27 protein-coding genes are annotated in these 24,438 nt (G+C 73.4%); 18 read left to right on the top strand and 9 right to left on the bottom strand.

Annotation, left to right across the window (positions count from 1 at the left end; translation table 11 throughout):
• Positions 1–11 precede the first annotated feature (11 nt).
• Positions 12–761 (bottom strand): IclR family transcriptional regulator, encoded by a 750-nt coding sequence (locus tag ACFPL3_RS25265; protein ID WP_343944300.1) that lies wholly within the window; start codon positions 759–761, stop codon positions 12–14.
• A 155-nt stretch (positions 762–916) separates the two neighbouring features.
• Here ACFPL3_RS25265 and ACFPL3_RS25260 point away from each other — a divergent pair, with 155 nt between their 5' ends.
• The 8 genes from ACFPL3_RS25260 (at position 917) to ACFPL3_RS25225 (ending at position 8,787) form a co-directional block, all read left to right on the top strand.
• Positions 917–2,224, top strand: coding sequence for an MFS transporter (locus ACFPL3_RS25260; protein WP_343944299.1), 1,308 nt, complete (start codon positions 917–919; stop codon positions 2,222–2,224).
• Positions 2,225–2,242: 18 nt separating this feature from the next.
• A complete protein-coding gene (locus ACFPL3_RS25255; protein WP_343944298.1) occupies positions 2,243–2,968 on the top strand; it encodes an alpha/beta fold hydrolase in 726 nt (241 codons plus the stop codon).
• Positions 2,965–3,723, top strand: a complete 759-nt coding sequence (locus ACFPL3_RS25250) for an SDR family NAD(P)-dependent oxidoreductase (RefSeq protein ID WP_343944297.1) — start codon at positions 2,965–2,967, stop codon at positions 3,721–3,723. Before ACFPL3_RS25255 ends, ACFPL3_RS25250 begins: the two co-directional genes overlap by 4 nt.
• Positions 3,724–3,765: 42 nt before the next feature.
• Positions 3,766–4,386, top strand: a complete 621-nt coding sequence (locus ACFPL3_RS25245) for a nuclear transport factor 2 family protein (protein ID WP_343944296.1) — start codon at positions 3,766–3,768, stop codon at positions 4,384–4,386.
• A 1-nt stretch (position 4,387) separates the two neighbouring features.
• The gene (locus tag ACFPL3_RS25240) at positions 4,388–5,218 is read left to right on the top strand and encodes a sugar phosphate isomerase/epimerase family protein (RefSeq protein WP_343944295.1); all 831 of its coding nucleotides are present in this window, start codon (positions 4,388–4,390) and stop codon (positions 5,216–5,218) included.
• An 80-nt stretch (positions 5,219–5,298) separates the two neighbouring features.
• Entirely contained in the window at positions 5,299–6,681 is a 1,383-nt protein-coding gene (locus tag ACFPL3_RS25235; RefSeq protein WP_343944294.1) for an MFS transporter, read from the top strand.
• Entirely contained in the window at positions 6,678–7,466 is a 789-nt protein-coding gene (locus tag ACFPL3_RS25230) for an SDR family NAD(P)-dependent oxidoreductase (protein WP_343944293.1), read from the top strand. The genes ACFPL3_RS25235 and ACFPL3_RS25230 overlap by 4 nt, the downstream gene beginning before the upstream one ends.
• A 55-nt stretch (positions 7,467–7,521) precedes the next feature.
• On the top strand, positions 7,522–8,787 hold the full coding sequence (locus ACFPL3_RS25225) for a YibE/F family protein (protein ID WP_343944292.1): 1,266 nt from the start codon (positions 7,522–7,524) through the stop codon (positions 8,785–8,787).
• Between the two features lie 76 nt (positions 8,788–8,863).
• Here the strand turns inward: ACFPL3_RS25225 and ACFPL3_RS25220 are convergent, their stop codons facing one another.
• Together ACFPL3_RS25220 and ACFPL3_RS25215 are read right to left on the bottom strand one after the other, a co-directional pair.
• Entirely contained in the window at positions 8,864–9,328 is a 465-nt protein-coding gene (locus ACFPL3_RS25220; RefSeq protein ID WP_343944291.1) for an SRPBCC family protein, read from the bottom strand.
• Positions 9,315–9,758: an ArsR/SmtB family transcription factor gene (locus tag ACFPL3_RS25215; protein WP_343944290.1), complete on the bottom strand. Its 444-nt coding sequence runs from the start codon at positions 9,756–9,758 to the stop codon at positions 9,315–9,317. Before ACFPL3_RS25215 ends, ACFPL3_RS25220 begins: the two co-directional genes overlap by 14 nt.
• Before the next feature lie 122 nt (positions 9,759–9,880).
• On the opposite strand from ACFPL3_RS25215, the gene ACFPL3_RS25210 reads away from it, so the two are divergent.
• Positions 9,881–11,023, top strand: coding sequence for a serine hydrolase domain-containing protein (locus tag ACFPL3_RS25210; protein WP_343944289.1), 1,143 nt, complete (start codon positions 9,881–9,883; stop codon positions 11,021–11,023).
• Here ACFPL3_RS25210 and ACFPL3_RS25205 read toward each other — a convergent pair.
• From ACFPL3_RS25205 to ACFPL3_RS25195, 3 genes are read right to left on the bottom strand one after another with little or no spacing between them, the layout of a single operon-like run.
• Positions 11,007–11,858, bottom strand: a complete 852-nt coding sequence (locus tag ACFPL3_RS25205; RefSeq protein WP_343944288.1) for an ABC transporter permease — start codon at positions 11,856–11,858, stop codon at positions 11,007–11,009. The two genes, ACFPL3_RS25210 and ACFPL3_RS25205, sit on opposite strands and share 17 nt — an antisense overlap.
• 11 nt (positions 11,859–11,869) lie before the next feature.
• Positions 11,870–12,679, bottom strand: coding sequence for an ABC transporter ATP-binding protein (locus ACFPL3_RS25200; RefSeq protein WP_343944287.1), 810 nt, complete (start codon positions 12,677–12,679; stop codon positions 11,870–11,872).
• Positions 12,672–13,469 carry an IclR family transcriptional regulator gene (locus ACFPL3_RS25195; RefSeq protein ID WP_343944286.1) on the bottom strand — a complete coding sequence of 266 codons (798 nt, stop codon included), beginning with the start codon at positions 13,467–13,469 and terminating at the stop codon, positions 12,672–12,674. The genes ACFPL3_RS25200 and ACFPL3_RS25195 overlap by 8 nt, the downstream gene beginning before the upstream one ends.
• Positions 13,470–13,636: 167 nt before the next feature.
• On the opposite strand from ACFPL3_RS25195, the gene ACFPL3_RS25190 reads away from it, so the two are divergent.
• The 7 genes from ACFPL3_RS25190 to ACFPL3_RS25160 are packed head-to-tail and all read left to right on the top strand — an operon-like array spanning position 13,637 to position 19,952.
• The gene (locus tag ACFPL3_RS25190) at positions 13,637–14,527 is read left to right on the top strand and encodes a DUF6282 family protein (protein ID WP_343944285.1); all 891 of its coding nucleotides are present in this window, start codon (positions 13,637–13,639) and stop codon (positions 14,525–14,527) included.
• Between the two features lie 15 nt (positions 14,528–14,542).
• The gene (locus tag ACFPL3_RS25185) at positions 14,543–15,451 is read left to right on the top strand and encodes a cupin domain-containing protein (protein ID WP_343944284.1); all 909 of its coding nucleotides are present in this window, start codon (positions 14,543–14,545) and stop codon (positions 15,449–15,451) included.
• 26 nt (positions 15,452–15,477) lie between these two features.
• Entirely contained in the window at positions 15,478–16,563 is a 1,086-nt protein-coding gene (locus ACFPL3_RS25180; protein ID WP_343944283.1) for an ABC transporter substrate-binding protein, read from the top strand.
• The gene (locus ACFPL3_RS25175; protein WP_379589675.1) at positions 16,560–17,447 is read left to right on the top strand and encodes an LLM class flavin-dependent oxidoreductase; all 888 of its coding nucleotides are present in this window, start codon (positions 16,560–16,562) and stop codon (positions 17,445–17,447) included. Before ACFPL3_RS25180 ends, ACFPL3_RS25175 begins: the two co-directional genes overlap by 4 nt.
• Before the next feature lie 8 nt (positions 17,448–17,455).
• Positions 17,456–18,634, top strand: coding sequence for a thiolase family protein (locus tag ACFPL3_RS25170; protein WP_343944280.1), 1,179 nt, complete (start codon positions 17,456–17,458; stop codon positions 18,632–18,634).
• Between the two features lie 2 nt (positions 18,635–18,636).
• Entirely contained in the window at positions 18,637–19,296 is a 660-nt protein-coding gene (locus tag ACFPL3_RS25165) for a 3-oxoacid CoA-transferase subunit A (RefSeq protein ID WP_343944279.1), read from the top strand.
• A complete protein-coding gene (locus ACFPL3_RS25160) occupies positions 19,293–19,952 on the top strand; it encodes a 3-oxoacid CoA-transferase subunit B (RefSeq protein WP_343944278.1) in 660 nt (219 codons plus the stop codon). The genes ACFPL3_RS25165 and ACFPL3_RS25160 overlap by 4 nt, the downstream gene beginning before the upstream one ends.
• Before the next feature lie 4 nt (positions 19,953–19,956).
• Here the strand turns inward: ACFPL3_RS25160 and ACFPL3_RS25155 are convergent, their stop codons facing one another.
• Complete coding sequence (locus ACFPL3_RS25155) at positions 19,957–20,394, bottom strand: OsmC family peroxiredoxin (protein ID WP_343944277.1); 438 nt, start codon at positions 20,392–20,394, stop codon at positions 19,957–19,959.
• Positions 20,395–20,397: 3 nt separating this feature from the next.
• The gene (locus tag ACFPL3_RS25150) at positions 20,398–21,420 is read right to left on the bottom strand and encodes a zinc-dependent alcohol dehydrogenase family protein (protein ID WP_343944276.1); all 1,023 of its coding nucleotides are present in this window, start codon (positions 21,418–21,420) and stop codon (positions 20,398–20,400) included.
• Between the two features lie 79 nt (positions 21,421–21,499).
• Between ACFPL3_RS25150 and ACFPL3_RS25145 the strand changes: the two genes are divergently transcribed.
• On the top strand, positions 21,500–22,303 hold the full coding sequence (locus tag ACFPL3_RS25145) for a helix-turn-helix domain-containing protein (protein WP_343944275.1): 804 nt from the start codon (positions 21,500–21,502) through the stop codon (positions 22,301–22,303).
• Here ACFPL3_RS25145 and ACFPL3_RS25140 read toward each other — a convergent pair.
• Positions 22,294–22,926, bottom strand: coding sequence for a TetR/AcrR family transcriptional regulator (locus ACFPL3_RS25140; RefSeq protein WP_343944274.1), 633 nt, complete (start codon positions 22,924–22,926; stop codon positions 22,294–22,296). The genes ACFPL3_RS25145 and ACFPL3_RS25140 overlap by 10 nt on opposite strands.
• 70 nt (positions 22,927–22,996) lie before the next feature.
• Between ACFPL3_RS25140 and ACFPL3_RS25135 the strand changes: the two genes are divergently transcribed.
• Positions 22,997–24,409, top strand: coding sequence for an MFS transporter (locus ACFPL3_RS25135; protein ID WP_343944273.1), 1,413 nt, complete (start codon positions 22,997–22,999; stop codon positions 24,407–24,409).
• The last annotated feature ends 29 nt before the right edge of the window (positions 24,410–24,438 follow it).

Below are 24,438 nucleotides of genomic sequence, written 5' to 3'. Positions count from 1 at the left end.
CGCTACCGCCGTCAGCTCGTGGCGCGGGCGATCCCCAGCGCCGCCGTGCGCACGGCGGGGGCGAGCCGGTCGACCGCGGCCCGGGAGTGCGCCACGATGCCGAGCGCGGCGCGGACCCGTCCGTCCAGCGTGAGGATCGGGGCGGCCACCGACACGGCGCCCAGCGTCATCTCCTCGTAGGAGTACGCCACGCCGGTCCGGCGCACCTCGGCCAGCGCGGCGGCGAGCCTCCCCGGCTCGGTGATCGTGTGCGGGGTCATCCGGGCGAGGCCGACCTCGACCACGGAGCCGAGCAGCTCCTTGCCCGAGAACGCGAGGATGGCCTTCCCGACCCCGGTGGCGTGCAGCGGCAGCCGGCCGCCGACGTGGGTCAGGGTGGGCACGGCCCTGGCGCTGGAGATCTTCTCGATGCAGAGCGCATCGACGCCGTCGGGCACCGTGAGCTGGATGTTCTCCTGGGTGGCCTGGAACAGGTCGTGCATGGCGGGGACGGCCGCTTCGCGCAGGCCCCGCTGCTGCGGCGCGAGCGCGCCGATCGTCCAGAGCCGGATCCCGATGCGGTAGCGGCCGTCGGAGAGGCGTTCGAGCCCGCCCCAGGCCCGGAGCTCGTTGATGAGCCTGCGCGCGGTGGAGACGGGCAGCCCGCTGCGGCGGGCCACCTCGGTGAGCGTCAGGGCCGGGTGCGCCACGTCGAAGCAGTCGAGCACCGCGAGCAACCGCCGGGAGACGGTCTGCCCCGGTGTGCCGATCCGCCCGGCCATGACCCACCTCCCGATCCCGTCGACGGCCGGCAGCCTAGCGGATCGTTGCCACTGGGTGGCAACGAAATCTGGCCGGGGGTGCGGCCGGACCTCAGGATCGTCGGCGGCGCAGGGAACGCCCCGAGCCGCACCGTCGCAGGAACGAGGAGGTTCTGGTGCTGAGGAACGACGAGGACGATCCACCGCGGGTCGCACCACCGGCCGATCAGGCTGCCACTGGACGGCCGATCTCCGGCCACCTCGCCCGCCACGGGATCGTGCCGAACCTGCGCTGGGGCTTCGTCGCGCTGACCCTCTTCATGATCGGTGACGGGGTCGAGGCCGGGTTCCTTTCGCCGTACCTCGACGCGCAGGGCTTCGGGCCGGGCCAGGTCTCGCTGCTCTGGGGCGTTTACGGGTTCGTGGTCGCCGCCGGGGCCTGGCTGTCGGGCGCGCTCGCCGAGGCCTTCGGCCCGCGCCGCGTGATGCTCGTCGGGTTCGCGATCTGGGTCGTGCTCGAGATCGCATTCCTCACCGCGCTGGCCCAGGGCGACTTCACGTTCATGCTGATCGCCTTCGGCGTGCGCGGTCTGGGCTACCCGCTGTTCGCCTACGGGTTCCTCGTGTGGGTGGCCACCGACACCCCGGAACCGGTGCTGGGCAAGGCCGTGGGCTGGTACTGGTTCTTCTCGATCCTCGGCCTCGGCGTGATCGGCTCCTACTACGCCGGGATCATGATCCCGCTCGTCGGCGAGTTCGCGACGCTCGCGTCGTCGCTCGTGTTCATCGGCCTGGGCGGGGGCCTGCTGCTGTTCCTGGTGCAGGCCCGCCGCCGGGAGCCCACGGACCTCGCCTCCCACGTCGGCGCGCTGGTCGGCGCGGTGACGATCGTGGTCGAACGGCCGCGCGTCGGCATCGGCGGGATCGTCCGGGTGATCAACACCCTGGGCTTCTACGCGTTCGTGGTGTTCCTGACCACCCACATGGTGCGCGACGTCGGGCTGTCCACACCGCAGTGGCAGACGGTGTGGGGCACGATGCTGCTCGCCAACATCCTCGCCAACGTGCTGTTCGGGTACGTGGGCGACCGCATCGGCCGCGTCCGCACCGTGGCCTGGTTCGGCGGCTTCCTCTGCGCCGTGACCGTCCCGGCCTTCTACTACGTGCCGCAGCTGCTCGGCCCGAACTTCTGGGCCATCCTCGTGGTCGCGATCCTCCACGGCGCCGCGCTCTCCGGGTTCGTCCCGCTGTCGGCGATCCTGCCCTCGCTCGCCCCGCACCGCGTCGGCGGCGCGGTCGCGATCCTGAACCTCGGCGCGGGCGTCAGCCAGTTCATGGGGCCGGTCGTGGCCGGGCTCGTCGGGCCGATCGGCGTGGCCGGGACGGTCTGGGTGCTCTCCGGCATCTACGTCGTGGGCATCGGCCTGACGTACTGCCTGCGCACCCCCGAGGACGCCCCCGCCGCAGTGCCCGCCCACTCCTGAGACCCGAGAGGACCGAGAATGAGCACTGACTCCCCGCTCCCGACCGTGGTGCTCGTGCACGGCATGTGGCACGGCGGCTGGGCCTGGGAACGCGTCGCCGCGCTGCTCGAGGCGTCGGGCCACCGGTGCGTGCGCGTCACGCTGCCCGGCGAGGGCCGCGCACCCGGCGACCCCACGTTCCGCGGGCACTGCGATCACCTGCTCGGCGTGCTCGCCGGCGTGGCGGGCGACGTGGTGCTCGTCGGGCACTCCTACTCCGGCGCCCTGCTGGGCGAGGTCGGCGACGCCCCGAACGTGCGCGCGATGGTGTTCGTCAGCGCGTTCTGCCTGGAGCCCGGCGAATCGGTCGGGTCGGTCAACGACGCGGAGGCGGGCTCGCAGGCGGGCCGCGACGACATCCGCCGGGTCGGGGACACGCTGGTCATCGACCCGGACACCGCCCGGCACGCCTTCTACCACGACTGCACGCCCGAGGACGCGTACGCCGCCGCCGAGCGCCTCACCCCCGAGCACGCCGGTGTGCGGGACACGTCCGTCACCAGGGCGGCCTGGCGCGACGTCCCGTCGCACTTCGTGGTCTGCACCCTCGACCGCGCGTGCACGCCCGACGTGCAGCGCATGATGGCGGCCCGGCTGAAGTCGGTGAGCGAGCTGGAGTCGAGCCACTCGCCGATGCTGTCGATGCCGCACGCGGTGGCGGACGCGATCACCGAGTTCGCGGCCCGGACCGGGGCTGCCGCGTGAGCGCGCCGGTCGCGGTCGTCACCGGCGGCGCGGGGGCGATGGGCACCGCCATCGCCACGGTGCTGCTGGGCGAGGGCTACCGGGTCGCGCTGCTCGACCGGCGCGACGCCGAGGAGGCCGCCCACCGGCTCGCCCGCGCGCACGAGGGCCGGGTGCTGGGCGTCGCGGCCGACGTCAGCGACGAGGGTTCCGTGCGGGCGGCGATCGAGCGGGTCGACGCCACCTGGGGCCGGGTGGACGCGCTGGTCAACAACGCGGGCGTCGAACCGCAGCACTCGGTGGAGGCCGGGGAGCTCGAAACCTGGCAGACCACGCTCGACGTCAACCTGACGGGCGCGATGCTGATGATCAAGCACTGCATCCCGCTGTGGCGGCGCCTCGGCGCCGGCCGGGTGGTGTCGGTCGGTTCGCGGGTCTGGCTCGGCGGCGGCTCGACGGCGTCGTACTCCGCGTCGAAGGCCGGCCTGGTCGGCATGACGCGGGCGGCGTGCCGGGAGCTCGGGCCGCTCGGGGTCACCGCGAACGTGGTGGCGCCCAGCTTCGTGCGCACGCCGTTCAACGCCGTGAAGGGCGACGCGGACCACATCGAGGACTACGCGGGCCGGTTCGCGGCGGCCTCGCCGCTGGGCACGCTGGTGGAGCCGGTCGACGTGGCGCACGCCGTGGCGTTCCTGCTCTCCGACCGGGCTCGCGCGATCACCGGCGAGACGCTGCACGTCGCGGCCGGGACGCAGCTGGCGCCGGCCATCACCTGAACCCGAAAGACGACGCACGGAAACAGGAGGTTGTGGGTGCCGATGAGTGACGAGGACCGGGTGGCGCTGCGCGAGCTGGTCGAGAACTGGGCGGTGTGGCGCGACGCCGGGGACTGGGAGCGCTTCGCCGGCGTGTGGGACGCCGACGGCTGGATGACCGCCACCTGGTTCCAGGGCCCGGCCGCGGACTTCATCGCCGCCAGCAAGGCGGGCTTCGAGAACGGGGTGAGCATCCTGCACTTCCTGGGCGGGCACAGCTCCGACGTCGCAGGGGACCGGGCGATCGCCCAGACCAAGATGACGATCAGCCAGCGCGCGAGCGTCGACGGCGTGGAGGTCGACGTGGTCTGCACCGGCCGCTTCTACGACTTCTGCCGGCGCGGCGATGCCGGGTGGGCGATCGTGCGGCGCCAGCCGATCTACGAGAAGGACCGGCTGGACGTGGTGGACCCCGCAGCCACGCTGGAGCTCGACCGCGAGCTGCTCGACCGCTTCCCGGTGGGCTACCGCCACCTCGGGTACGTCCAGACGAAGGCGGGCTTCACGGTCAAGACCGGCCTGCCCGGCCTCACCGGGGAGGCCGTGGAGCGCCTCTACGACGAGGGGGCCAAGTGGCTGGCCGGGTCGAGCACGCCGGGCGACCTGCAGCGGGAGGGGAGCTGACGTGGGTGCTCCCGCACTGACCTGCAGCGCGAACACCCTGCGCTTCGCCGACCTGCCCACGCGGGTGTCCGCGGCCGCGGCCGCCGGGTTCACCGGGATCGGGCTGCGCGTCTCCGACTACCTGGAGGCCGGGCTGCCCGACCCGGACATCCGGGACCTCCTGGACCGCCACGACGTGCGCGTGCTCGAACTGGAGCACACGTGGGACTGGGCGCTGGGCGAGGACCCGGTGGAGGAGGCGATGTTCCGCCTCGCCGACCGGATCGGCGTCCGGCAGCTCAACGCCCCGATGTTCTCCGAGCACCCCATCGCCGACCTCGTGGAGCCGTTCGGGGCGCTGTGCGACCGCGCGGCCGAGCACGGGGTGCTCGTCGGCTTCGAGTTCCTCCCCTACAGCCACGTCCGCACCCTCGGGGAGGCGTGGGAGGTGGTGGCCGCGGCGGACCGGCCCAACGCCGGGATCGTCCTCGACCTCTGGCACTGGTTCCGCTCCGGCGCCACCCCCGCCGACCTCGCCGGCATCCCCGCGGCGGCGATCACGTCGCTGCAGCTGTGCGACGTGCTGCCCACGCCCGGGCCCGACCTCGCCGACGAGGCCCGCCATCGGCGGCTCCTGCCCGCCCACGGTGCCGGGGACACGTTCGGGCTGCTCCACGCCCTGCGCGACCGGGGCGTGCACGCCCCGGCGTCGGTCGAGGTCTTCTCCGACGACCTCGACGCCCGCCCCGCCGAGGTCACGGCCCGGCTCGCGTTCGACGCGGGCGCGGCCGCCCTCGACCGGGCCGGCCTGTCCCCGGCCCCCTTCACCACCAACCTCGAACAACCTGCCTGACGCCCGGCCCCCGCCGGAGCCCGTACCCTCGCCACGCCGCGCGAGGGTGCCCACCCCTGCCGTCCAACGGAGGACAACGGATGAGTGCCTCGCCCACCCTCGACGTGCAGCGCGTCATCGACCGGCACCCGGTCGGGCGCATGCAACGCCGGGTGCTGCTGCTCTGCCTGGGAGTGGTGACCCTCGACGGGATCGACGTCGCGATGGTCAGCTACATCGGGCCGTCCCTCATCGTCGACTGGGGGCTGTCGAAGGCCGAGCTCGGCCCCGTCGTCACCAGCGGGCTGCTCGGCCTCGCGATCGGCTCCCTCGTGGCCGGTCCGCTCGCCGACCGGGTCGGCAGGCGCCGGATCATCATCGCCTCGCTCGTCTTCTTCGGGCTGATGAGCGTGGCGACGGCGCTCACCACGGACGTCCTGTGGTTCTCGATCCTGCGCCTGCTCACCGGCCTCGGCCTCGGTGCGGCCCTGCCCAACGCCACCACGCTGGTGTCCGAGTACGCCCCCTCCCGGCGCCGCAGCGCGATGATGGCCCTCACCTACTGCGGGATGACCCTGGGCGGCGCCGTCGCCGGTTACCTCACCAACCTGGCGATCCAGCTCGCGAGCTGGCACTGGGCCCTGGTCGTCGGTGGCGTGGTCCCCCTCGCCTACGCCGTGGTGGTGGCCCGCGCGCTGCCCGAGTCGCCGAAGTTCCTCGCCCGGCACGAGGAGCGGCGCGCCGAGCTGGTGGAGCTGATGAACCGGGTCGTGCCCGAGCCGATCCCGTCCGACGCCCGCTTCGCGCTCCACGAGCCAACCGTGAGGACCCGGATCCCCGTGGCCGGGCTGGTGGCACCCGGCTTCCGGATCGGGACCGTCACGATCTGGACCGGGTTCGTCGCCGCGTTCTTCATCGTCTACCTGACCAACAGCTGGATGCCCGTCCTGATGACCGACGTCGGCTTCTCCCTCGCCGCGGCCGCCACGATCGGGCTGCTGCTGCAGGCGGGTGGGACGATCGGCAACCTCGTGATCGGCTCGCTGATGGACCGCTTCGGGCTGCACCGCTCGGTGGTCGTAGCGATGGCCTGCGCCGCGGTGATGCTGGTGCTCGTCGCGATCGCGCCGCAGGACGTGATCGTCCTCGGCGTGCTGATCTTCGTGCTGGGAATGTTCACCAACACCGTCGGCACCGGCTTCCCGATCCTGTCGGCGGCGTTCTACCCCACCTCGATCCGCGCCACCGGCACCAGCTGGGCCACCGGGGTGGCGCGCTTCGGGGCCATCGGGGGCGCTGCGGTGGGCACGGTGCTCGTCGCGGCCGGGCTCGGCTACCGGCAGGTGTTCCTCGCCCTGCTCGTGCCGGCCGCCGTCTGCATCGTCGCCGTGACGGTCAAGGGCCTGCGGGCGCGCGCCGCCGATCGGGATCCCGCCGCCGCGCCCGCCACGGCCGAACCGACGCTGTCCGAGGAACCGGCATGACCGCGCACACCGACCCGAGGAGGAACCACACCATGCGACTGGCCGACAAGGTCGCCCTGATCAGCGGCGGCGCGGGCGGGATGGGGCGGGCCACCGCCGAGGCATTCGCCCGCGAGGGCGCGGCGGTCGTCGTCGGGGACATCGAGGCCGCCGACGCGGCCGCGGTGGCGAAGTCGATCACCGAGGCCGGTGGCCGCGCCCACCACCTGCTCCTCGACGTCACGCAGGAGAGCTCGTGGACCGCGGCGGTCGACGAGGTCGTCGAGCGCTTCGGCCGGCTCGACGTCCTGGTGAACAACGCCGGCATCAGCGGCACGTTCGACCCCGACCTCTCCAGCACCGAGTTCTACGACCAGCTCATGCTCGTCAACGCCAAGGGTGTGTTCCTCGGCATCAAGCACGGGGGCGCCGCCATGGCCCGCTCGGGCGGGGGCTCGATCGTGAACCTGTCCTCGATCTCGGCCTCGATCGGCCAGCCCGGCATCCACCTGGGCTACGGCGCGTCCAAGGCCGCCGTGCGGGCGATGACCCGCACCGCCGCGGTGCACCTCGCGGACGACGGCATCCGCGTCAACGCCGTCGCACCCGGCATGCTGCCCCCGATGCGCACGTCCCGCGGCTCCGCCGACCCCGTCTGGCGGACCAAGCAGATCGACGGCGTGCCGATGAAGCGGGCGGGCGAGGTGCAGGAGGTCGCCGACGTCGTCCTGTTCCTCGCGAGCGACGAGTCCTCCTACGTCACCGGCACCGAGATCATGGTCGACGGCGGACTCACGGCCGTCTGACCGGGGGCGGGGGCGCCTCGAACGGGTGACGGCGCTCCCCCGGAGGATCTGCCCCGTGCCGACCTCCGACCACCCGGCGCCGCCCCGCGCTCGTCACCGCCGCGCCGACCCGGCCGTCCCCCTCCCGCACGGGCACGGTCACGGCCACGGGCCGCTCGCCCCCACCGAGCGCCGGGTGCGCCTGCTCATCGCCGCCCTCCTGGTGCCCTGTGCGCTCGCCACCGTGGTCGGCCTGGTCCTGCTCGCCCCGGGCGCGGGCCCGGCCACCGACGAGGACTCGACGGTGCCGCGGGTCGACGGGCACGTCACGGCAGCCGTGGAAGCCCCGTGCACCGACGACCCGGCTGCCGACGGCTGCCTCACCCTCACGGTGGAGCTGTCGGAGGGCCCGCTCGCCGGGAACCGCATCGAGACGCCGGTCTCGATCGTGCGCGGGTCGGCGCCGTTCGGGGCGGGGGACGACGTCGTCCTCGCCGTCACCGGCCCCGACCCGGCGAACCCCGGCGACTACGAGGTCGTGGACTTCCAGCGGGGGTCGCCGCTGCTCGTCATCGCGGTGGTGTTCGCCGCGGCCGTGCTCGCACTGGGTGCCCGGCGCGGCGCGGCGGCCCTGCTCGCACTCGGCCTCACCGCCGCCACGCTCGTGCTGTTCGTCCTGCCCGCGATCCTCGCGGGCCAGGACCCGCTCGCCGTGGCCGTGGTGGGCTGTTCGACGATCATGTTCGGGGCGCTGTACCTCACCCACGGCTTCTCCGCCCGCACGTCCACGGCCGTGCTCGGCACGCTCGTGAGCCTCCTGCTCATCGGGGTGCTCGGCGCCGTGTTCAGCCGGCTGGCCCGGCTCACCGGTGCCGGTGAGGACACCGCCAACCTCGAGGCCGTGTTGGGCGCCGACGTCGACGGCCGCGGCCTGGTGCTTGCCGGACTGCTGATCGGGGCACTCGGGGCGCTCGACGACGTCACCGTCACCCAGACCACCGCCGTCTGGGAGCTGCGCGCCGCCGATCCCGGGCTGCGCGGCGCCGCGCTGTTCCGCTCCGCCATGCGGATCGGGCGCGACCACGTCGCGTCCGCGGTGAACACCCTCGTGCTCGCCTACGCGGGCACCACCCTTCCGCTGCTGCTGCTCTTCTCCGCGGCCCAGCGCGGGCTGGGCGACGTCCTCACCACGCAGGTGGTGGCCACCGAGGTGGTGCGCACGCTGGTGGGCAGCGTCGGGCTGGTGGCAGCGGTGCCGGTCACCACGGCCGTGGCGGTGGCCGTGATCGGCGGGCGGCGGGCCGCGCGCACGCCGGCCGCTACCGTCGCGGCGGGCGCCTGAGGGCGGATCCTCGAGTTGACCTCGTGGAGATCGCCGTTGATCACCCCGGTCCCGGGTGATGTCGTACCCGCTCTGCTCAGCCGGGCGCGTAGGCGCTCCACTCCGGCATGGGTGCGCCGTGGAGGGAAGCCCCGAGGCGGTCGAGGTACCAGTTCCACCCCGCCGCGACGTCGGCCGGGTCGAGCCCCGGCACCAGGTGCTGGACGAAGGTCAGGTCGGTGCCCTCGCCCGCGCTCGCCAGCGTGACCTCCACGAGCCAGGAGGACCCGGCGGACTCGTCGGGGATCTCGACGACGAGCCGGTGCGGGGCCGCGCACTCGTGGACGGTGACCGTGACCGGGTCGGCCACGGCGCCTCCGGCGTCGACCTCGCCGGTGACCGTGAGCTCCACGGTGCCGCCGGGGCGGCCGGTGCCGTGGTAGGAGCCGAACCAGCGCGCCAGCCGGTCGGAGTCGGTGAACGCGGCCCACACGTCGTCGACGGGGTCGGGGTAGGTGCGGTGCAGCGTGAGCGTGCGGGTGTCGGGATCAGGCGCTGCCACGGTGTGCTCCCGGGGTCTCGGTGTCGGTGTCGAGGGCCGCGGCGCGCCGGTTCCGGCGGCCGCGGTGGAGTTCGGTGTCGAGGGCGTCGAGCCGCGAGGCCGGCCCGGCCGGCGCGGCCTCGGTGCCGGTGCCGGTGCCGGTGCCGGTGCCGGTGCCGGTGCCGATGTCGGCGAGCGGGCGGAACCGGTCGAGCCAGCGGTCCAGCTCGGCGAGCCCCGCGCGGCGGAGCGTGTAGACGCGGTGCTGGCCCCGCACCGCGGAGTCGACGAGCCCGGCCTCGCGCAGGACGCGCAGGTGCCGGCTCACCGCGGGCCGCGTGACGGGGAACCGCGCGGCGATGTCGCCCGCCGTGACCGGCCCCTCGGCGAGCAGCTCGACGACCTCCCGGCGCACCGGGTCGGCCAGCACGGCGAACGCGTCCACGCCCATATGTAAGCTTAGTTTTATTTAAACCGCAAGTGCACACGTCGGCCGGACCCTGCGGAGAACCGCAGTGAGCGCGACGGAACACCTCGTGTTCCGGCCGGGCCGCCGTTCCTAGCGTCGCCCGCATGACACCGAAGCGCCTCCTCGCCGGGCTGGCGGCCGCCACCACCGTCGCGATCACCTCCGCGTGCGCGCCGCTCGAGCCCGCCGACCCGTTCCCGCGCGCCGCGCTGCAGGCGGGACTCGACGAGCTGGTGGAGACGCAGGCGGCGTCGGCCGCGTTCCTGCGCGTCGAGGAGGGGGAGCACGAGTGGTCGGCCGCCGCCGGCACGGTGGAGCGCGGCTCGACGGTGCCGGTGAGCGCGTCGAGCCGGTTCCGGATCGGCAGCGTCACGAAGACGTTCGTGGCCACTGTCGTGCTGCAGCTGGTGGACCAGGGCAGGCTCGCGCTCGACGACCCGATCGAGCGCCACCTGCCCGGCGTGGTGCCCGGTGGGGAGTCGATCACGGTCCGGCAGGTCCTCGGCCACACCAGCGGCATCTACGACTACGCGCACGAACCCGACCGGTCCACCAACCGATGGCGCGGAGAGGCCCGGTTCCGCACCTACCGCCCGCAGGAGCTGCTCGACGTGGCGTTCGCGACGACGCCGTACTTCCCACCCGGGCAGGGCTGGCACTACTCGAACACGAACTACGTCCTGGCCGGGCTGCTCGTGGAGCGGCTCACCGGGAAGCCGTACGGCGCGGCGATCGCCGAGCGGATCCTGCAGCCGCTGCACCTGAACCAGACGACGGTGCCGGGCACCGACCCGGCCGTCCCGGAGCCGCACGCGCACGGCTACGCCGAGGTCGGCGGCGAGTTCGTCGACGCGACGGAGATGAACCCGTCGCTCGACTGGGCGGCCGGCGAGATGATCTCGACGGCGGCCGACCTGAACCGCTTCGCGTCGGCCCTCCTGGGCGGCGAGCTCACCAGCGAGGCCTCGCTCGCCGCCATGCGCGAGCCCGTCGGGACCCCGCCCGGCGGACTGTTCCGCTACGGCCTCGGCCTGCAGCGATTCGACCTGTCGTGCGGCGTCACGGTCTTCGGGCACGGCGGCGAGCTGCTGGGTTACCTCACCTACACGATGGCCACCGCGGACGGGGGCAGGCAGCTCACCCTCTCCTACAACCCGCTGCGCGGCGTCGAGGGCACCGACGCGACGGTCATCGGGATCGTCTCGGGGAGCTTCTGCCCCGCCGGTGACGTCAGGCCTGCTCCGTGACGGTGCGGTGCTCGGCCGACCAGAACACGATCTTCCGGTTGCACAGCACCACGATCGCGTGCAGCGCCAGGCCGATGGCGGAGAGGATCACGAGCACAGCGAAGGTGCGGGACACGTCGAGGGTGAAGTTCGTGGCCTGGATGACGTAGCCGAGCCCGGCGGTGGCTCCGACGAACTCCGCGACGATGGCGCCGGTGACCGACAGCACCACCGCGACGTCGAGGCCGGCGAAGATGTGCGGCAGCGCGGAGGGGATCTGCAGGCGGCGCAGCACGTCCATGCGCGTGGCGCCGAACGAGCGCAGCATGTCGATCTGGTCGGGGTCGGCGGACCGCAGCCCCAGGATGGCGTTGATCAGCAGCGGGAAGAACGCGATGAGCGCGGTGGTCAGCACCTTGGACGTCAGCTCGGTGCCGAACCAGACCACCAGCAGCGGCGCCATCGCCACCTTCGGGATCGTCTGCGTCATCACGATCAGGGGGAACAGGGCCTTGTCGAGCAGGCGCGACTGCGTCACGAGGAACGCGCACAGCAGCGCGGCCACCACGGCGAGGCCGAACCCGACGAGGATCTCCTGGAGCGTGACCCAGGTGTGCTCGATCAGGCTGCCGTCGCTCAGGCCGGCCACGAGCGACGCGACGACCTCGGTCGGGGCCGGGACGAGCACCTCGGGCACGTCGAACACGCGCACGATGAACTGCCAGGCCACGAGCACGAGCAGCAGCACTCCGCCGCTGAGCACCGCGCCGGGCACCTGCCTGCGCGCGCGCTCGGGCGGCGGCGGCTGCTGCGGCACCTGCTCGGCCACGGCGACGGCGGGTTCGTTGCCGGTCATACGTCCTCCCACTAGTGCGCGCTGTGCTCGGAGTTGAGGAGCACCCGGATGCGCCGGACGATCGCGCCGAACTCGGGTGTGTTGATGTTCTCCAGGCCGCGCGGGCGCGGCAGGTCGACGTCGACGATGTCGGCGATCCGCCCCGGCCGCGGCGTCATGACGACCACGCGGTCGGACAGCAGCACGGACTCCGGGATGCTGTGGGTGACGAACAGGACGGTCTTGCGGTCCCGCTCCCAGATGTCGAGCAGGTCCATGCCCATCTGGTCGCGGGTCATCGCGTCCAGCGCGCCGAAGGGCTCGTCCATGAGGAGGATCTCCGGGTCGTGCATGAGCGCGCGCCCGATGCCGACGCGCTGCTGCATCCCGCCGGACAGCTCGCCGGGGTAGCGGTCGGCGAACTCGGCCAGCCCGAGCATCCGCAGCATCCCGGCCGCCCGTTCCTGCGCCTCGTGCTCGGGCAGCGTGCGGTTGATGTCCTGCGGGATCAGCAGGTTCTTGGTGACGGTGCGCCACGGCAGCAGCAGCGGCTGCTGGAACACCATGCCCATGCGGCCGGCCTCGCCACCGAAGTCGACCTCGCCCGCGGTGCGGGGCGTGAGCCCGGACAGGACCTTCAGCAGGGTGCTCTTGCCGCACCCGCTCGGCCCGACGATCGAGACGAACTCGCCCCGCGCCACCGAGAGGCTGACGTCGTGCAGGGCGTCGACCACCTGGGGAGCGGCGCGCCGCGACCGCCGGGTCGTGTACCGCTTGTGGACGTGCCGCAGTTCGACGGCGCATCCCGCCGGTGCCACGGCCGTGGGGGCAGCGTCAACCATGGTGTCCCTCCGTTGCGAAGTGGGTGGTCTCGCCACCCATCTCGGCGGTGACCCGCGCCGCGGCCTCGCCCAGCATCGCCATCTCCCGCGCGCTCGCGTCGACGGGCAGCAGGTGGGCGGTGCCGACGAAGGCGAGCGTGGCGCAGATCGACGACTTGTCGAAGACCGGGGCGGCGATCACGCTGATGCCCCGGGCGTTGAGGACGGGCCCGCCCAGACCGCGCTCGCGGATCGCGGCGATCTGTTCGCGCACGTGCATCCGCTGGTCGGCCGGGAGCGTCCCGAGCAGCCGGTCGGCCGTGAGCTGATCGGGCAGGAACGCCAGGAACACCAGCGCCTGCGCGGCGGTGAGGGGCAGCTGGACGCCGACCCGGACCGTGACGATGGTGCCGTGCGACTCGTCGTCCTCCACGTGGGAGACGACGGGCCCCGACGGTCCCCACAGGCTCAGCACCACCGTGAGCCCGGTGGCCCGGGTGAGCGCGCGCATGTGCGGGGTGGCCAGCTGGATGACCTTCCTGCGTCCGATCGCGAACGCACCGAGCTGGAGCAGGATCCGTCCCGGGGCGAACACCGAGCCGCGCTCGGTGCGCTCCAGCAGCCCGGCGCCCTCCAGCGAGGCGAAGTACCGGTGCAGCGTGGTGCGGTTGAGACCGAGCCGCTCGGCGGCCTCGGCCACGGTGATCTCGGGGGTCTCCGGGCCGAACAGGGTAAGGATCTGCGCGGTACGCGAGACCGCCTGGATCTCGCCGTTCGACGCGGCGCCCGCCTCGGGCCCACCTGACGTCATCGTCACCACCTTCACGTGCGTCGTGTTCGCTTGACGAACACGGTGTGCGGAAACATAGGGCACTTCGCCTGGGACAGCAACGCCGGGTTCTCGAATCGACCCCTTGACGTTCCTCATGGTGAACATGGAGTGTGTATCGCGAACATCGACGAAAGGCGACTCCCCCCATGGCTCCACCCGACGCCCTGGTTCGCGTGCTCCGCGGCTCGGTCGACCTGCACTGCCACTCCGGACCGAGCCCGTTCCCGCGCGAACTGACCCACGTGGAGGCCGCGGCCGACGGTGAGCGGATCGAGATGCGGGCGATCCTGGTGAAGTCCCACCACCACATCACCGTGATGGACCTGCTCGCGATGCAGGACCGGCTGGCCGGGATCAGCACCGCCGCCTACGGCGGGATCGCCCTGAACAGCCAGGTCGGTGGCATCAACCCCTACGCGGTGGCGATGGCCCTGCGGATGGGTGGGCGAGCGGTCTGGTTCCCGACCTTCTCCTCGGGCCGCCACATCGAGTGCCACCCCGAGGGAGACGGCTTCCCCACCGCAGCGGTGCCCGTGCCGTCCTCGCAGGTGGACTTCACCGACGACGCGGGCGAGCTCATCCCCGAGGTCTTCCAGGTGCTCGACCACGTGGTCGAGGCCGACGCGCTGCTGTCCGGCGGCCACAACACCCCGGAGCTGATCACCCAGCTGTTCACCGCCGCCAAGGAGCACGGCGTGCGCCGGATGGTGATCAACCACCCGAACTTCGTGATCGGCGCCGAGCCGGAGCAGTGCCTCGAGCTGGTGGGCCTCGGCGCCTACGTCGAGCACGAGTGGGGCATGTACGACCCCGAGGGCTACCGCAAGTGGGACCCGAAGCAGCTCATGAGCTGGATCGAGCGGATCGGTCCCGAGCACACCGTGCTCGCCTCCGACCTCGGGCAGGCGGGCCGGCCCCGGCCGGTCGACGCGCTGCTGCGGGTGGCGTCCGCGCTGCTCGACCTCGGCCTGCCCGAACGCGACCTGCAGCGGATGACCCGCGACAACCCCGCGTTCCTGCTCGGCCTCGACGACTAGGGAGAAGAAGGACCCGTGTACGACAAGAGCGACGCCCGCTCAGCGCTCGCCACCGCGACCGCACCCGGCCCCGCTCCCCAGGGCCGGGTGGCCGCGCCCGAGCTGGCGGACCACGACCGGCAGGACCCCCAGGAGACCACCGCGGCGGGCAGCCGCACGTGGCTCACGCGGGGGCAGAACTTCGTGCTGGCCTACACCTCAGCCCGTGGCGGCGACGCCTTCGCCCGCCAGGGCCAGCCCGACGAGTACGTCGTCGTGCTCCCCCACGACGGGTCGAGCGTCGAGATCACCGCGGGCGGCGACACCGTCACCGCGTCCGGGCGCGCGGTCGTCGTGGTGCCGCCCGGCGACAGCACGGTCACCGCCACCGCCGACTGCGACCTGGTCCGCCTGTTCACGGTCCGGTCCGCGGACCTCGCGGAGCGCTGCGGCAACGCCGCGTCCTACGCGGAGGACCACCCGCACGTCGCCCCGTTCGCGGCGTGGCCCGACCCGCCCGGCGGCTTCCGCATCCGGGTGTACCCGGTGGCCGACATCCCGAAGGACCCGCAGCGGTTCGGACGGATCTTCCGGTGCAGCACGTTCATGGTCAACTTCCTGTTCCCGCACGAGGGTCCGCGGGACACCACCAAGCTCTCACCCCACCACCACGACGACTTCGAGCAGTGCTCGCTCGCGGTGCGGGGCGAGTTCGTGCACCACATCCGCACGCCGTGGACCACCCGCCTCGACGACTGGCGCGAAGACGTGCACCACGCCTGCGGCAGCCCGTCGGTCGCGGTGATCCCGCCCCCGACCGTCCACACGACGCAGGCCACCGGCCCCGGCACCAACCAGCTCATCGACATCTTCTGCCCGCCCCGCGCCGACTTCTCCGCCAAGCCGGGCTGGGTGCTCAACGCCGACGAGTACCCAGCGCCCTGAGCTCGTGGGTGTTCAAGGAGGAACACATGCTCAAGTCCTCGTCCCGGCTCCTCGCCGGGCTGCTCGCCACGTTGCTCGCCGCCACGGTGACCGCCTGTGGAGGCGGCGCCGCCGACGACGGTGGCCCGGCCACGCTGAAGGTGGCCGTCACCACCCCCACCTGGAACGCCGGGTTCGCGTCGTTCCTGCTCGCGCAGGCCGAGGGCTACTTCGAGGAGGAGGGCGTCGACGTCGAGTTCACGCTCCCGCCCTCGGGCACCCAGGCGGCGCAGCAGGTGATCGCGGGCGGAGCCGACATCGCCCTCGTCACCCCGGAACCGGTGATCATCGGCGCCACCAAGGGCACCGACCTCACCTACTTCGCCTCGTACTACGGCGACTGGATCTACAGCCTCGCGTCGGTGGACGGGTCCGGCATCAACGGTGTCGCCGACCTGGCCGGTAAGCGCATCGGCGTGACCAACGTCGGCAGCTCCGGCGCGCTCTTCGCCCAGGTGGCCCTGGAGATGGCGGGCCTGGGCAAGGACGCGGCCACCCTCGTGCCGATCGGGGTCGGCGCCCAGCAGATCAGCGCCATCCAGGAGGGCCGCGTCGACGCGCTCGCCCTGTGGGACACGCAGTACCAGATCGTGCGCAACGCCGGGATCGCCATCACCGACCTGCCCGTCGCGGAGATGACCGGGATGTTCGGCGGCGGCTTCGTCGCGCGCAAGAGCAACCTCGAGGACGACCCCGACGCGTTCGTCCGGTTCGGCCGCGCGTTCGCCAAGGGCGTCGTGCACACCCAGGCCGACCCCGAGGCCGCCATCAAGGCGATGTGGACCGCCCAGCCCGACACGCGTCCCGCCGCGGGTGCCCCGGAGGCCGAGGCGCTCGCCGAGCAGGTGAAGGTGCTCCAGGTCCGGCTCGACGGCCTGGGCGTCCCGGAGGGCCAGACCGACTGGGGCACGATCGACCCCGAGCGCGTGCAGCGCTCGATCGACTTCGCCCAGAAGGCGGGTCTCATCACCGAGCCCGTGGAGGTCGGGCAGATCCTCGACACCGGCCTGCTCCCCCAGATCAACGACTTCTCGCGGGAGGAGGTCCTGAAGCGGGCCTCGGCGCAGAAGTGAGGCTGGGGCTCGCGCTCGACCTCGGGTCGGCGGCACCGGTCGCCGGCCAGGTCAGCACCGCGCTGCCGCTGCTGCGGACCGCGGAGGCGGGCGGCATCGGCACCGTCTGGGTCGGCGAGGGGTACCACCGCACGCCGGAGCCGTTCCACCTGCCCGCCGCGCTGGTGGTGCTGTCGCACCTCGCGGCGCGCACCACGCTGCGGCTCGGCACGGGCGTCCTGCTGCTGCGGGCCTACGACCCGGTGCGCCTCGGGTACGAGACCGCGCTGGTGGACCAGCTCAGCGGCGGGCGGCTGACGGTCGGGGTCGGGCTCGGCCCCGCCGAGCTGGGCACCCGGTTCGGCGGTGGTGCCGCCCGGGCGGACAGCACGCTGGAGCAGCTGCGGGCCGCCTGGTCGCGCGACGCGGTGCCGCAGCCGGTCTCCCCCGGCGGGCCGCGGCTGCTCGTCGGCGGCGCGACCGCCGCGTCGGCACGCCGGGCCGCCGAACTCGCCGACGGCTGGTGCGCGGCCACGAACTACTCCGACCGCCTGCTGGCCCGGCAGGCCACCGCGTACCGCGACCGGGGCGGCACCGGCGACGTGGTGGCCAACCGGCTGTGCCTCGTGCACCCGGACGGGGACACGGCCCGCGCGCTCGCCGACCGGTATTTCGCGCCGGTGGTCGAGTACTACTCCCGCCGCGGGCTGTGGCGCTCCACCCCGGACGACCCGGCGCCCGGCCCCGCCGCGCTCGTCGGGACGCCCGCCGAGGTGGCGGCGGACCTGCGCCGCTACGCCGACCTCGGCGTCACAGAGCTCAACCTGCGGGTCGCGCCGTTCGGCACACCGCCGGAGGTCGCCCGCCGCACCCTCGAACTGGCTTCTTCGACCGCTGGGATGTGAGAGAACCGATGCGCTCCTTCGTCTACTCCGCCGTCCGCACGCCGTTCGGCCGCTACGGCGGCGCGCTCGCCGGGGTGCGCACCGACGACCTCGCCGCCGGGATCCTGTCCGAGCTGCTCGCCACCGCGCCGGACCTGGACCCGGGCCGGATCGACGACGTCGTGTACGGCAACGCCAACGGCGCGGGCGAGGACAACCGCAACGTGGGCCGGATGGCGGTGCTGCTCGCCGGGCTCCCGGTCACCGTGCCGGCCACCACCGTGAACCGCCTGTGCGGCTCCAGCCTCGACGCGGTGATGGTCGCGTCCCGCGCGGTGGAGGCGGGCGACGCCGACGTCGTCGTGGCCGGCGGGGTCGAGTCGATGAGCCGCTCCCCGTGGGTGGTGCCCAAGCCCACCCGGGCGTTCCCCGCCGGCGACGCCACCCTGGTGTCGACCGCGCTGGGCTGGCGGCTGGTGAACCCGCGCATGAACCCCGAGTGGACCGTGTCGAACGGCGAGGCCAACGAGCAGCTGGCCGAGAGGTTCGGGGTGACCCGGGAGAAGCAGGACGCGTTCGCGGCCCGCTCGCACCGGCTCGCGAACCAGGCCTGGGAGGACGGCTTCTACGACGACCTCGTCGTGCCCGTGCCCGGCGCGGACCTCAAGCGCGACGAGGGCATCCGGGCCGACAGCACGGTCGAGAAGCTCGCCGGACTCAAGCCGGCGTTCCGCCCGGACGGGCGGATCACCGCGGGCAACGCCTCCCCGCTGTCCGACGGCGCGTCCGCGGTGCTGATCGGGTCGGAGGGCGCCGCCACGGCGATCGGGAAGGACCCGATCGCCCGGATCGCCGGGCGCGGCGCCGTCGGCTCGGAACCCCAGTCGTTCGGCTATGCACCGGTTGCGGCGGCGCAGCGCGCGCTCGACGCGGCCGGCATCAGCTGGGACGAGGTGGGCGCGGTCGAGCTGAACGAGGCGTTCGCGGCGCAGTCCGTGGCCTGCGTCGAGGCGTGGCCGATCGACCCGGAGATCGTCAACACGCGCGGCGGCGCGATCGCGCTCGGGCACCCCCTCGGCGCGTCCGGTGGCCGGATCCTCGGCACGCTCGCGAAGGTGCTGCGCGAGCGCGGGGAACGCTGGGGCGTCGCGGCCATCTGCATCGGCGTGGGACAGGGCCTCGCGGTCGTCATCGAGAACATCGGCTGACGATGGTCGAGATCGCACCCGACCCCGACGCGGCGGTACGCGGGATCGCCGACGGCTCCACCGTGCTGATCGGCGGCTTCGGCCCGGCCGGGCAGCCCTACGCCCTCATCGACGCGTTGCGCCGCTCGGGCGCCGGGGACCTCACGGTCGTCAACAACAACGCGGGCAACGGCACCACCGGGCTCGCGGCGCTGCTCGCCACCGGCCGGGTCCGCAAGATCATCTGCTCGTTCCCGCGACAGACGGACTCGTTCGTCTTCGAGGAGCTCTACGCAGCGGGACGCATCGAGCTGGAGGTGGCGCCGCAGGGCAACCTGGCGGAGCGCATCCGTGCGGCCGGCGCCGGGATCGGCGGGTTCTACACCCCGACAGGAGCGGGCACGATGCTCGCCGAGGGCAAGGAGACCCGCACCATCGACGGCCGCGTCCACGTGCTGGAGCACCCGATCCGCGCCGACGTGGCCCTGATCCGCGCCCACACCGCCGACGGGGCGGGCAACCTCGTGTACCGCAAGACGGGCCGCAACTTCGGCCCGATCATGGCGACGGCCGCGCGCCTCACGATCGCCGAGGTCACACGCACCGTCCCGGTCGGCGGCCTGGACCCGGAAGCGGTGGTCACGCCCGGCATCTTCGTCGACCGCGTGGTGGTGACCGGATGACCGCCGAGCACCCCGACCGCGGCCCGCTCGACCGCACCGAGCTCGCCCGGCTCGTGGCCAGGGACATCCCGCCGCGCTCCTACGTGAACCTCGGCATCGGGCAGCCGACGGCCGTGGCCGACCACCTGGACCCCGCGCGCGGCATCGTGCTGCACACCGAGAACGGCATGCTCGGCATGGGACCGCAGGCCCACGGCGACGAGGTCGACCCCGACCTCCTCAACGCGGGCAAGATCCCGGTCACGGAGCTGCCGGGCGCCGCCTACTTCGACCACGCCCAGTCGTTCGCGATGATGCGCGGCGGCCACCTCGACGTGTGCGTGCTCGGCGCGTTCCAGGTGGCCGCCGACGGCACGCTCGCCAACTGGCACACCGGAGCACCCGATGCGATCCCGGCGGTCGGCGGCGCCATGGACCTCGCGGTCGGCGCCAAGGACGTCTTCGTGATGATGACCCTGTTCGACAAGGCGGGCGCGCCGAAGCTCGTCCGCGGGTGCACCTACCCCGTCACCGGGCTGCAGTGCGTGAGCCGGATCTACACCGACCTCGCCGTCTTCCACCTCACGGCGGGCCGGGTGCGCGTGGCCGAGACCTACGGCACCACCCTGGCCGATCTGCGCACCCGCCTCGACGTGGAGCTGGAGCCCATCGGGTGAGCCGTCAGCGGGACAGGTGCGCGGTCACCCGGATCTCCGCCACACCGGCGAGTGCCCGCGAGATCGCGCAGGTCGCCTCTGCCACCTCGGCGTGCTTCTGCAGGGCGTCGGCGTCGACGCCGTCCACGTCGACCGTGGTGTCGAGCTCCACGAGGTCGACGGTCGGCACCCCGTCCACGGGCCGCAGGCGCACCCGGGCGCTCGTGGCGACGCTGCGCGGCACGCTGCCGGCCTCGGTGAGCACGTAGGTCAGGCCCATCGAGAAGCAGCCCGCGTGGGCGGCGGCGAGGAGCTCCTCGGGGTTCGTGCTCCCGGTGGCGTCATCGGTGAAGCGGGAGCGGAAGCTGTAGTCGGCGTCCCACCGCCCGGGGCCGACGACGAGGCGCCCGCTCCCGTCCTGCAGGTCGCCGTTCCAGGTGGCACTTCCGGTGCGTGCGGCCATCGTTCAGTTCCTCCCGTTGTTCGCTGCGGTCGTGATCACGACTTTCCCGGGTGCGGTTCCGCCGAGGTAGTGGGCGAACGCCTCCGGTGCGTCGTCGAAGGAGAAGACCCGGCCGACGACCGGCCGGATCCGGTGGGTGCGCACCGCGTCGACGAACGCGGCGAGCTGGGCGCGGCTGCCGATCGCGACCGGGCGGAGTGTCGCCCCCGTGGTGAAGACGGCGTACGGATCGATCCCGGCGGCCGGGCCGCCGAGGAAGCCGACCACGGCGATCTCGCCGCCGAGCGCGACGGCCGCCATCGACGACTCGAGCGTGCCCGCCACCTCGACCACGAGGTCGGCCCCGCGCCCGCCGGTCTCCTCCCGGACCGCACGCGGCCAGTCCGGGTCGGCGCGGTGGTTCAGCACGACGTCCGCCCCGAGGTCGCGCAGCAGGCCAGCGCGCGCATCGTTCCCCGTGGTGGCGACCACCCGCGCCCCCATCGCGGTGGCCAACTGGACGGCGAACAGCGACACCCCGCCCGTCCCGAGGGTCAGCACGGTGTCGCCCGGGCGCGTCCCGCGCCCACCGGTGAGCGCGTTCCAGGCGGTGAGACCCGCGACGGGCAGGGTGGCCGCCTCGGTGTCGGTGAGCCCGGCCGGGACCTCGACGAGCGCGCCGGCGGGCAGCACGACGTGCTCGGCGAGCATCCCGTCGAGCGAGCCGCCGATCTGGTCGACGACGTCGAGGGAGAACGGCCCGTCCTGCCAGCGCGGGAACGGTGCGGCGACGACCCGTGTCCCCACCCGCGGGTCGGTGACGCCCGGTCCGGTCGCCGCGACGACGCCGACGCCTTCGGCGAGCGGGATCCCACCTTCCCGCACCGGGAGCACGTACCGGCCCTCGAGGATCATCACCTCGCGGTAGCCCAGGGACGCCGCGCGCACCTCGACGAGGACCTCATCGGGTCCGGGAACGGGGAGTTCGGAGACCTCGAGGCGGAGGCCGTCGAGGCCCGCTCCCGCATCGAGCCGGTAGCTGCGCATGCTGCGACCTTCGCCCGGGGCGGGTACTCCTGCCCATTACCTCCTGGGTGCAGTCCGGCCTGCGCTCTACGCTGACGAGGTGGACGCCGGCGCGGGTGGGGTGCTGCGGTTCTGGAGGCAGCGCCGTGGCATGAGCCAACTGGAGCTCGCCACCGCCACCGGGGTGTCCACCAAGCACCTCAGCTTCGTGGAGAACGGGCGGGCCCGGCCGAGCAGGCAGCTGCTCGTGCACCTCGCCGACGCGCTGGAGATGCCCCTGCCGGAGCGCGACCGCCTGCTGCTCGCGGGCGGCTACGCACCCCCGCAGGGCGGGCCCGGCCGTCCCGACCGGGCCATGCGTCCGGTCCGGGAGGCGCTCGACCGGCTGCTCGCCGCGCACGACCCGCACCCGGCGATCGTGGTCGACGCCCGATGGGACCTCGTGGCCGCCAACGCCGCCGCCGACCTGCTGTGGGACGGCGTCGATCCAGCACTGCTCACGCCACCGGTCAACATGCTGCGGCTGTCCACCCACCCCGAGGGCCTGCCCAGGATCTCCACGGCCACGCCGGCGTGCAGCCGGTCGCTGATCGCGCGGCTGCGCAGGCTCGCCGACGAGGACGCCGACGACGCGCTCCTCGACCTCGTCGTCGAGGCCGAGGGGTACCTCACCGCCGCACCCGGCGAGCCGCCGCGGTGGACCGGCGACGGCGTGATGGCGGGCTTCGAGCTCAAGACCCGGCTCGGCGTGGTCGGGCTGCAGACGGTGATCGCCACGCTCGGCGCCCCGCTGGACGTCGGTGCGTCCGACCTCGCGCTGGAGACCTTCCTCCCGGTCGACGAGGACAGCGCGGCGTTGCTGCGTGCGCTGGCGGCCACCCGGCCCGTGCCGGCTCAGCGGTAGGCGCGCAGGAACGCGTCCACCCCGTCGGTGATGATCTCCTGGACCTCCGGGTCGGCCGGGTCTCGGCTGATCGCGTCGAGGACGAGCCGCATCGTCAGGGCGGTGAAGTGCTGCACGGCGCGGCGCGGGTCGCGCACCTCGAGCTCACCGGCCGCCGCGAGCTGCGCGAACCGTTCCTCCAGGATCCGCTCGGGCTCCTCGTCGGGCCGGTCCGGCAGCCGCGGCGCCGAGGCCGCGTGGGCGTACAGGCGGCGGTAGGTCGCGTAGGTCGACGTCGGCACGACGTCGGTGGTGAGCCTGCGCACGAACGCGATGAGCGCGTCGCGCAGGTCGCGGCCGTCGGTGAGCTCCTCCTCGACCGCCTTGCGCGTGGACACGTGCAACGCGTCGGCGACGCGGGCGACGACGCTCGCGAAGAGGGTGGGCTTGTCGCCGAAGTGGTCGTAGACGGTGCGCTTGGAGACCCCGGCCCGCGCCGCGATCGCGTCGACGCTGGTGAGCTCGTACCCGGAGGGGACGAACAGCTCCTCCGCCGCGTCGAGGATGGCCGCCCGCTTCGCCTCGGCCTGCCGCCGCCGGCCCGGTGTCTGCCAGGCCGGTCTCGGAGTCGCCACGGCCCTCATCGTATTCTCAAGTTTTCCACACTGCACGGTGTAGTTTTGCTTTCGACACCGCCGCGGTGAGGAGCCCGTCTTGCAGGAGAACAGAACCGCCCCCACCGGGCGGCTCGCCGGCCTGGTCGTCGTACTGGCCCTGGTGAACTTCATGGTCGACTCGGCGATCACCGCCCCGCTGCTGGTGCTCCCCGAGATGCTCGACCACTTCGAGACCGACCAGGCGGCCTGGCTCAACGCCAGCGCGATGCTCGCGGGGGTGCTGTGGGCCCCGCTGCTGGGCAAGAGCGCCGACGTCCACGGCAAGCGCCGCGTGCTCGTGCTGACGCTGCTCGTCAGCGGCGCGGGCGCGGTGCTGTGCGCCGTCGCTCCCGACCTGTGGGTCTTCGTGCCCGGCCGGCTGCTGCAGGGCGCCGCCGTGGCCGCGATGTTCCTCGCCGTCGCGATCGTGCGCGAGGTGTTCCCACCCCGCCCGGCGATGATCGTCGTGGGCGTCGTGACGTCCGGATCGGCGGTGCTCAACATCGCGTCCCGGTTCCTCGTCGAACGCCTCGCCGACCGGTTCGGCTTCCAGATCCTGTTCGTGGGCGCGGCCCTCGTCGCCGCCGCGATGGCGATCTGCGTGATCCTCGTCGTCCCCGAGTCGCGGATCCGCACCCCCGGCCGGATCGACGTCGGCGGGGCGGTGCTCCTGGGCGGCGGTCTGGCCGGCGTGCTCAGCTACGTCAGCCTCGGGGCCGAGTTCGGCTGGCTCGCCGCCGGTCCGCTGGCTCTCCTCGTCGCGGGCGCCGCGGCGCTGGCCCGCTGGTGGCTGGTGTCGACCCGCGAGCCCGAACCCCTGATCGACGTCCGGAACCTCGGCCGGCCGCTGGCGCTCACCTTCCTCGTACTGTTCCTCGCCGCAGGCGCCTACCAGAGCGTGCTGCAGCTCATCCCGCTGATCGGAGACGTCTCCACGGGCCTGCACCTCGGCTACGGGCTCGCCGACCAGGGATCGGTGGCCCTGCTGCTCGCCCTGCCCGGGATCGGCGTCACCCTCGGCGGCCCGCTCTCCGGCCTGCTCGCGACGCGCATCGGCCCGGCCGCGACGCTGGCCGGGGCCGTGCTGGTCGGGCTCGTGGGCGTCCTCGGGATGTTCCCGGGAGCCTCCCTGCTGCCCGCAGCGCTCGGCTCCGCGTTCCTGCTGGGCCTCACGGTCGGGGCGCTCGGGACCTCCGGCTTCACGATGGCAGGCAGCCTGGCGTCCCCCGAGCGGCAGAGCGTCGTGGCCGGGCTCGTCATGGTCGTGATCTCGATCGGCTCTGTCGTGCTCAACTTCGCCGGTGCCGCGGTGCTCACGTCCACCACCACGGCCCTCGGCGGCGAGACGGTGAACACGGCCGCGGGGGTGTTCAGCTGCCTCGCGATCGCCGCCACCGCGTTCGCGATCGCCGCGGTGGCGGCGATCGGGCTGGCGCGGGCGTCGCGCGGAGTCGCTACGGCGTCGCGCTGATCGCCTCCGGCGAGTTCAGGAAAGCCACG

It is taken from the genome of Pseudonocardia zijingensis, assembly GCF_042657305.1.
Taxonomy (GTDB): domain Bacteria; phylum Actinomycetota; class Actinomycetes; order Mycobacteriales; family Pseudonocardiaceae; genus Pseudonocardia; species Pseudonocardia zijingensis.
The sequence above is the reverse complement of the archived record's forward strand: the minus strand, read 5'-3'. Positions and strand labels throughout refer to the sequence as shown.

Excerpts from the sequence above, each read along its gene's own strand:
- ACFPL3_RS25265 (WP_343944300.1), bottom strand. The coding sequence starts at position 761 with ATGGCCGGGCGGATCGGCACACCGGGGCAGACCGTCTCCCGGCGGTTG.
- ACFPL3_RS25255 (WP_343944298.1), top strand. The coding sequence starts at position 2,243 with ATGAGCACTGACTCCCCGCTCCCGACCGTGGTGCTCGTGCACGGCATG.
- ACFPL3_RS25245 (WP_343944296.1), top strand. The coding sequence starts at position 3,766 with ATGAGTGACGAGGACCGGGTGGCGCTGCGCGAGCTGGTCGAGAACTGG.
- ACFPL3_RS25235 (WP_343944294.1), top strand. The coding sequence starts at position 5,299 with ATGAGTGCCTCGCCCACCCTCGACGTGCAGCGCGTCATCGACCGGCAC.
- ACFPL3_RS25230 (WP_343944293.1), top strand. The coding sequence starts at position 6,678 with ATGACCGCGCACACCGACCCGAGGAGGAACCACACCATGCGACTGGCC.
- ACFPL3_RS25215 (WP_343944290.1), bottom strand. The coding sequence starts at position 9,758 with ATGGGCGTGGACGCGTTCGCCGTGCTGGCCGACCCGGTGCGCCGGGAG.
- ACFPL3_RS25210 (WP_343944289.1), top strand. The coding sequence starts at position 9,881 with ATGACACCGAAGCGCCTCCTCGCCGGGCTGGCGGCCGCCACCACCGTC.
- ACFPL3_RS25205 (WP_343944288.1), bottom strand. The coding sequence starts at position 11,858 with ATGACCGGCAACGAACCCGCCGTCGCCGTGGCCGAGCAGGTGCCGCAG.
- ACFPL3_RS25200 (WP_343944287.1), bottom strand. The coding sequence starts at position 12,679 with ATGGTTGACGCTGCCCCCACGGCCGTGGCACCGGCGGGATGCGCCGTC.
- ACFPL3_RS25195 (WP_343944286.1), bottom strand. The coding sequence starts at position 13,469 with ATGACGTCAGGTGGGCCCGAGGCGGGCGCCGCGTCGAACGGCGAGATC.
- ACFPL3_RS25190 (WP_343944285.1), top strand. The coding sequence starts at position 13,637 with ATGGCTCCACCCGACGCCCTGGTTCGCGTGCTCCGCGGCTCGGTCGAC.
- ACFPL3_RS25180 (WP_343944283.1), top strand. The coding sequence starts at position 15,478 with ATGCTCAAGTCCTCGTCCCGGCTCCTCGCCGGGCTGCTCGCCACGTTG.
- ACFPL3_RS25170 (WP_343944280.1), top strand. The coding sequence starts at position 17,456 with ATGCGCTCCTTCGTCTACTCCGCCGTCCGCACGCCGTTCGGCCGCTAC.
- ACFPL3_RS25165 (WP_343944279.1), top strand. The coding sequence starts at position 18,637 with ATGGTCGAGATCGCACCCGACCCCGACGCGGCGGTACGCGGGATCGCC.
- ACFPL3_RS25160 (WP_343944278.1), top strand. The coding sequence starts at position 19,293 with ATGACCGCCGAGCACCCCGACCGCGGCCCGCTCGACCGCACCGAGCTC.
- ACFPL3_RS25155 (WP_343944277.1), bottom strand. The coding sequence starts at position 20,394 with ATGGCCGCACGCACCGGAAGTGCCACCTGGAACGGCGACCTGCAGGAC.
- ACFPL3_RS25150 (WP_343944276.1), bottom strand. The coding sequence starts at position 21,420 with ATGCGCAGCTACCGGCTCGATGCGGGAGCGGGCCTCGACGGCCTCCGC.
- ACFPL3_RS25140 (WP_343944274.1), bottom strand. The coding sequence starts at position 22,926 with ATGAGGGCCGTGGCGACTCCGAGACCGGCCTGGCAGACACCGGGCCGG.